This is a genomic window from Nonomuraea sp. NPDC050404, assembly GCF_040655495.1.
GTDB lineage: Bacteria > Actinomycetota > Actinomycetes > Streptosporangiales > Streptosporangiaceae > Nonomuraea.
The window spans coordinates 390,099-396,833 of the sequence record NZ_JBFAKB010000012.1 but is presented as its reverse complement, the minus strand read 5'-3'; the positions used below and the strand labels follow the sequence as shown (position 1 = coordinate 396,833).

Sequence of the window (6,735 nt, the reverse complement as noted above, 5' to 3'; positions counted from 1 at the left end):
CCGGAGGCGGTCATGGTCTTGCCGAGGGCCAGGTTGGTGCCGCCGGGATTGTCGGGGGCGCTGCCCCAGACCTCGAACTCCGACAGCTGGCCGGCGGGCCATTGGCTGTTGGCGGTGATGTGCAGGCGCAGGTAGCGGGTGGTGGTGGCGGGGAAGGTGATGGTGGCGGCCGGGTTGAAGGTACGGGCGGCCGAGGCGGCCAGGGTGGTGAAGGTGGAGCCGTTGGCGCTGGCCTGCACGGTGAGGGTCTGGGTACGGCTGGGCCAGCCGGTGGGCAGCTTGAGCACCAGCCTGGTCACACTCGCGCTCACACCGAGGTCGACCTGGATCCACTGCGGGAAGGCGTTGTTGGCCGATTCCCAGTAGGTGGCCTGGTTGCCGTCGGTGACGTTGGCGGCGCGGTAGACGTCGGTGAAGCTGCCGGCGGTGGCGGCCTTGCCGGCCGCGAGGTTGACCTCGGCGGCGGCCTGCGCGGGCGGGGCGATGAGAAAGGCGAGCAGTAATGTGAGGGCGGCTAACAGAGCTCTCATGGGGGTGGCCCTTCGGGTAAGGCGGATGGCCGAACCATAAGATGTCGAGCAGATAGCCGCAATATTTCGACTGCATTTCGCAAACAGTTGACTGGCTTCGATCAGATCCCGCCGCGTTTCTGCGCTGGTCAGGGTGCGGAGATGGGCGGGAAGTCCGTACGAACGCGATGCAAGCCCTGACGTCCGATCCACGTAAGCCGTTGCAAGCGCTTGCGCTCAAGGCCGTATAGTTTGCGCATGACGCGACGACTCGCAGAGGTGGCCAAGAAAGTCGGAGTGAGCGAGGCGACCGTGAGCCGTGTGCTCAACGGCAAGCCGGGGGTGTCCGACGCGACCCGCGAGGCCGTGCTGACGGCGCTCGACGTGCTCGGCTACGAGCGGCCCACGCAACTGCGCGGCGACCGGGCCCGGCTGGTCGGCCTGGTGCTGCCCGAGCTGCAGAACCCGATCTTCCCCGCCTTCGCGGAAGTGGTCGGCGGCGCGCTGGCCCAGCAGGGCTTCACCTCGGTGTTGTGCACCAGGACGGTCGGTGGCGTGTCCGAGGCCGACTACGTGGACCTGCTGCTCCAGCAGCAGGTCAGCGGGGTGGTCTTCGCCGGCGGCCTGTACGCCCAGGCCGACGCCTCGCACGGGCACTACGAGCTGCTGCACGAGCGCAAGCTGCCGACGGTGCTGGTCAACGCGGCCGTGCGGCACCTGGACTTTCCGCAGGTGTCGTGTGACGACGTGGTGGCGGCGGAGATGGCCATCGCCCATCTGCGGGCGCTCGGGCACGAGCGGATCGGCATGGTGCTCGGGCCGAAAGATCATATGCCGTCGCGGCGCAAGCTGGAGACGTTCCAGGCGGCGGGCGGGGACGTGGAGCTGGTGGAGCACACGATGTTCTCGCTGGAGGGCGGGCACGCGGCGGCCGCCCGGCTGGTCAAGCGGGGGGTGACCGGGGTGATCTGCGCCAGCGACCTGCTGGCGCTGGGGACCGTGCGGGCGGCCCGGCGGGCGGGGCTGAGCGTGCCGGCGGACGTGTCGGTGATCGGGTTCGACGACTCGGCGCTGATGAACTGCACCGAGCCGCCGCTCACTACGGTGCGGCAGCCGATCGACGCGATGGGGCGCGCGGCGGTGGACCTGCTGGTGGCGCAGATCGACAAGGCGGTCGTGCCCGCCGACGAGCTGCTGTTCGAGCCCGAACTGGTGGTCCGCGCCTCCACGGCGAGGGTCCCATAATTTACGCGGTGCCATGGCCCGCCGCCCGCCACACTCGGGATGTCCTTCTGTTACGCGCTGCCGTGGCCCGCCACTCGCCTTACTCCGGCTGATGGCCCTCCAGGAAACGCCCTCTGATCCCTTCAGTGGTGGCCCGCCGTTACGCGAGCCCAAGTTGCCCGGCTCCGTGGTTTGAGGTGCCCCAGCGCGGCGTAACTCAGTCGTTATCTTGCAAAATGAAGTCGAAATATTGCGCTGATTGGTCGCTGATCCTATGGTGTGGGCACCTCGCATTAGAAGGGTCAGACCATGCAGAGATCCACCGGACTCTTGCTCGTAACCGCCCTGAGCCTCACCGCCACGGCAGCGTGCGGCTCGGGCGAGCCCGCCACCCCGTCCGCCTCCGGCGGCGCCAAGGCCGTGTCGATCACGGTGGCCTGCCAACCGGCGAAGTCCGCGCCGAAGGAGCGGCAGGCCTGGGACGACGACGTGGCCGCGTACGAGAAGGCGCACCCCGGCGTGACGGTCAAGAGCACGGACCAGCAGCCGTGCTTCGACCCCAAGACCTTCGGCCCCAAGCTGGCGGGCGGCCAGCTGGAGACGGCGTTCATGGTGCCCGTGACCAACTACGACGACGTGATCGCCAAGGGCCAGGCGCTGGACATCACGGCGTACACGAACGTCATCAAGAACTGGGCCGACCTGCGCGCCGACCACAAGGAGCTGGTCACCAAGGACGGCAAGGTGTACGGCGTCCCCAACGTGCACTACAGCGTGGGCCTGGTCTACAACCGCGCCCTGTTCACCAAGGCCGGGCTCGACCCCGACAACCCGCCGAAGACGTGGGCCGAGGTCCGTGAGGCGGCCAAGAAGATCGCCGGGCTCGGCGGCGGAAACGTCGGGTTCGGCGAGTACTCCGGCGGCAACACCGGCGGCTGGCACTTCACCCAGGCCCTCTACGGCCGCGGCGGCAGCGTCCTGACCCCGGACAACAAGCAGGCCGCCTTCAACTCGCCCGAGGGCAAGGCCGTGCTGCAGGCCCTGCACGACATGCGCTGGACCGACAACAGCATGGGCACCAAGCTGCTGGTCGGCTGGGAGTCGCTGATGGTCGCCATGGGCAGCGGCAAGGTCGGCATGATGCTGGGCGCGCCGGACGTGGTCACCGACGTGGTCACCAAGTTCAAGGGCAAGGTGGACGACTACGGCATCACCGGCTTCCCCGAGGCCAAGGCGTCGCTGAGCGGCGGCGAGGCATTCATGATCAACCCGAAGGCCACGCCCGAGGAGGCCAAGGCCGCTCTGGAGTGGATCGACTTCCGCTACAACACCGTCGGCAAGGGCCGCTTCGACTTCGCCCGCGGAAAGAGCCTGGGCAACCCCGTCGGCGTGCCCGACAACGCCGTCTTCGGCGACTCGCCCACCGGCCAGGCCATCCAGGCCGACCGGGTGAAGAACGCCTCGCTGCCGGTCACCAACTACGAGTCCTACGTGCAGGCCGCCGGCACGGTGCCGCCGAAGGCCGAGCCGCTGTTCGCCCAGGAGCTGTACGCCATCCTCGACGTGCCCATGTCTGGCGTGCTGAGCCGCAAGGACGCCAGCATCGACCAGCTGCTCAAGGACGCCGAGACGAAGGCGAACTCGGTGCTGGCGGCCAAGGGCTGACCTCAATGGCTTTCCTGAGGCGCAATCTGACGGCCTACGGGTTCTTGTGCGGCGCGCTGTTCTGCTTCACGGTGTTCGCCTGGTATCCCATGGTCAGGGAGTTCATCCTGAGCTTCCAGAAGACCGACCTGATCAACGAGCCGATCTGGGTCGGCCTGGACAACTTCACCACCGCGATCCAGGACCCGGCCTTCGGCGAGGCGTGGCTGAACACCCTTGAGTTCACGTTCCTCGCGCTGGTGTTCGGCTACGCCGTGCCGTTCGTCGTCGCGCTCGTGCTCAACGAGTTGCGCCACGCCCGGGCCTACCTGCGGTTCGTGGTCTACCTGCCGGTCATGTTGCCGCCGATCGTGGCGGTGCTGCTGTTCAGGTGGTTCTACGATCCGGGGCCCGGGCTGTTCAACCAGGTGCTCGGCGCCTTCGGGCTGCCGCCGTCCGCCTGGCTCGACAGCTCATCCACCGCGCTGATCTCGCTGGTCATCGTCTCGACGTGGATGAACATGGGCAGCGCGACCCTGATCTACCTGGCCGCGCTGCAGAACATCTCGCCGGAACTGTACGAGGCCGCCGAACTGGACGGGGCCGGCATCTGGAAGCGCATCAGGCACGTCACGATCCCGCAGACCCGGCTCATCCTGCTCCTCATGCTGATGTTGCAGATCGTGGCCACCATGCAGGTGTTCATCGAGCCGTACATGCTCACCGGCGGCGGCCCGGAGAACGCCACCGTCACCGTCGCGTACCTGATGTTCCAGAACGCGTTCACGCTGCAGGACTACGGGTCGGCAGGGGCGCTCGGCATGATGCTGATGATCGTGCTGCTCGTCTTCGCCGCCTTCCAGCTCCGGCTGACCAGGGAGGACAAGGCATGATTTCGGTCGGCGCCCGTGCCACCGCCGGGCGGAGACGGGGCAGGAAGCGGTCGCCGAAGCCGATCGAGGTGCAGTTCCGCACGATCGTCTCCCCGCACCAGCTCAACAGCCCGTGGGGCCGGCGCGTCTACTGGCTCGTGCTGGCCGCGGTGCTCGTGCTGTTCACGCTGGCCTTCGTCTTCCCGCTCTACTGGATGGCCACCGGCGCGCTCAAGACGCCGGAGGAGCTGGCGCAGATGCCGCCGACGCTCTTCCCCGCCGACCCGACGCCGGACGCCTTCTTCGAGGCGTGGGACCTGTTCGACATCGGCACGCTGCTGGTCAACACCGTCTGGTACTCGCTGGGCGGCTGGGCCGTCTGCATGGCCGTGGACGTTTCGGCGGCGTACGCGCTGTCGAAGCTGCGGCCGGCGTTCGGCAACGTCATCCTCGGCATGATGCTGGCCACGCTGATGATCCCGGCGATGGTCATCCTCATCCCGCTGTACGTCACGGTCGTGGACCTCGGCCTGCTCAACAACCCGTGGGCGCTGTGGCTGCCCGCGGCGGCCAACGGGTTCAACATCTTCCTGCTCAAGCGCTTCTTCGACTCGATACCCCGGGAGCTGATCGAGGCCGCGCAGATCGACGGGGCCGGCCCGGTGCGCATCCTGCGCTCGGTGGTCCTGCCGATCTCCAGGCCCATCCTCGGCGTGGTCTCGATCTTCACGATCGTCACCTCGTTCAAGGACTTCGTCTGGCCGCTGCTCGTCATGACCGACAGCGACAAGATGACGATCAGCGTGGGCCTGTCACAGACGGCCGGGGCCGTCACCCAGAACCAGGTCATGGGCGGCCTGCTGATCACCAGCATCCCCATGGTCATCGTCTTCTTCATCTTCCAACGACACATCATGGCGGGGCTCACCGCCGGAAGCATCAAGGGATAACGCATGTCGCAAACGTGGTGGCGGGGGGCCGCGATCTACCAGGTCTACCCGCGCAGCTTCGCCGACGGGAACGGCGACGGCGTGGGTGACCTCGCAGGGCTGCGATCTCGCCTGCCGTACCTGAAGGATCTCGGAATCGACGCGATCTGGCTCACCCCGTGGTACCCGTCGCCGATGGCGGACGGCGGCTACGACGTGGCCGACTACCGCGACATCGAGCCGGTGTTCGGCACGCTCACCGAGGCCGAGCGGCTCATCGAGGAGTCGCACGAGCTGGGCATCAAGGTCATCATCGACGTGGTGCCGAACCACAGCTCCACCGAGAGCGCCTGGTTCAAGCAGGCCCTGGCCGACCCGGCCGCGCGGGACCGCTTCTGGTTCGCCGACGAGCCGCTGAACGACTGGCAGTCCATCTTCGGCGGCTCGGCCTGGACCCAGGTGCCCGACGGCCAGTGGTACCTCCACTTGTTCGCCCCCGAGCAGCCGGACTTCAACTGGGCCAACCCGGAGGTCCGCCAGGAGTTCGAGGACGTGCTGCGCTTCTGGCTGGACCGGGGCGTGGACGGCGTGCGCGTCGACTCCGCCGCGCTGCTGATCAAGTCGGAGACCGGCTACGAAGACCTCGACGAGGTCCATGACGTCTACCGTCGGTGGCGCGAGGTGGCCGACGAGTACGGCGAGCGCATCCTGATCGGGGAGGTGTGGCTCCCCGACCAGGAGCGTTTCGCGCTCTACCTGCGCCCCGACGAGATGCACACCGCCTTCAACTTCGATTTCCTGTCCTGCGCCTGGGACCCGGCGGACCTGCGCAGATCCATCGACCTGACGCTGGCCACGCACACCCCCATCGGCGCCCCGCCGACGTGGGTGTTGTCCAACCACGACGTGACCCGCCCGGTCACCCGGTACGGCCGCGCCGACACCACCTTCGCCCACGGCGGCGCCCTGCACGGTAGCCCGACGGACCTGGAGCTGGGCTACCGCCGTGCGCGCGCCGCGGCCCTGCTGGCCATGGCGCTGCCCGGCTCGGTCTACGTCTACCAGGGCGAGGAGCTGGGCCTGCCGGAGGTGGAAGACCTGCCGGACGAGGTCCGCCAGGACCCGATGCACGCCCGCTCCGGCGGTACGAACCCGGGCCGCGACGGCTGCCGCATCCCGCTGCCGTGGTCGGGGGAGGAGCCTCCGTTCGGCTTCGGCGCGGGCACACCGTGGTTGCCGCAGCCGGAGGGCTGGCGCAAGCTGACGGCCGAGGCTCAGCGTACGGACCTCGGCTCGATGCTCAACCTCTACCGCACGGGGCTGCGCCTGCGCAGGGAACTGCTCGGGGACGGGACGCTGACCTGGCTGCCGATGGGTGAGCAGGTTCTGGCCTTCACCCGCGACTCGGGCCTGACCTGCGTCACGAACCTGGGCGCGGAACCGGTGCCGCTGCCCGCCGGCGAGATCCTGCTGGCCAGCGGCCCGATCGAGGACGGCCGCCTGCCCTCCGACACCACGGCCTGGTTGTCGGGAGGCTGACCGGTATGGCTCCGGCGC

6 protein-coding genes are annotated in these 6,735 nt (G+C 68.3%); 5 read left to right on the top strand and 1 reads right to left on the bottom strand.

Going from position 1 to position 6,735, the window contains the following annotated elements; all coding sequences use genetic code 11:
• The coding region (locus AB0I81_RS32865) for a discoidin domain-containing protein (protein ID WP_360664404.1) at positions 1-530 on the bottom strand (530 nt) is incomplete at its 3' end.
• Positions 531-767: 237 nt separating this feature from the next.
• On the opposite strand from AB0I81_RS32865, the gene AB0I81_RS32860 reads away from it, so the two are divergent.
• From AB0I81_RS32860 to AB0I81_RS32840, 5 genes are all read left to right on the top strand, one after another.
• The gene (locus AB0I81_RS32860) at positions 768-1,754 is read left to right on the top strand and encodes a LacI family DNA-binding transcriptional regulator (protein ID WP_360664401.1); all 987 of its coding nucleotides are present in this window, start codon (positions 768-770) and stop codon (positions 1,752-1,754) included.
• A 288-nt stretch (positions 1,755-2,042) separates the two neighbouring features.
• Positions 2,043-3,398: an extracellular solute-binding protein gene (locus AB0I81_RS32855; RefSeq protein WP_360664398.1), complete on the top strand. Its 1,356-nt coding sequence runs from the start codon at positions 2,043-2,045 to the stop codon at positions 3,396-3,398.
• 5 nt (positions 3,399-3,403) lie between these two features.
• Positions 3,404-4,270, top strand: coding sequence for a sugar ABC transporter permease (locus tag AB0I81_RS32850; protein ID WP_360664395.1), 867 nt, complete (start codon positions 3,404-3,406; stop codon positions 4,268-4,270).
• Positions 4,267-5,199: a carbohydrate ABC transporter permease gene (locus AB0I81_RS32845; RefSeq protein ID WP_360664392.1), complete on the top strand. Its 933-nt coding sequence runs from the start codon at positions 4,267-4,269 to the stop codon at positions 5,197-5,199. Before AB0I81_RS32850 ends, AB0I81_RS32845 begins: the two co-directional genes overlap by 4 nt.
• A gap of 3 nt (positions 5,200-5,202) precedes the next feature.
• Positions 5,203-6,717 (top strand): glycoside hydrolase family 13 protein, encoded by a 1,515-nt coding sequence (locus AB0I81_RS32840; protein WP_360664389.1) that lies wholly within the window; start codon positions 5,203-5,205, stop codon positions 6,715-6,717.
• The last annotated feature ends 18 nt before the right edge of the window (positions 6,718-6,735 follow it).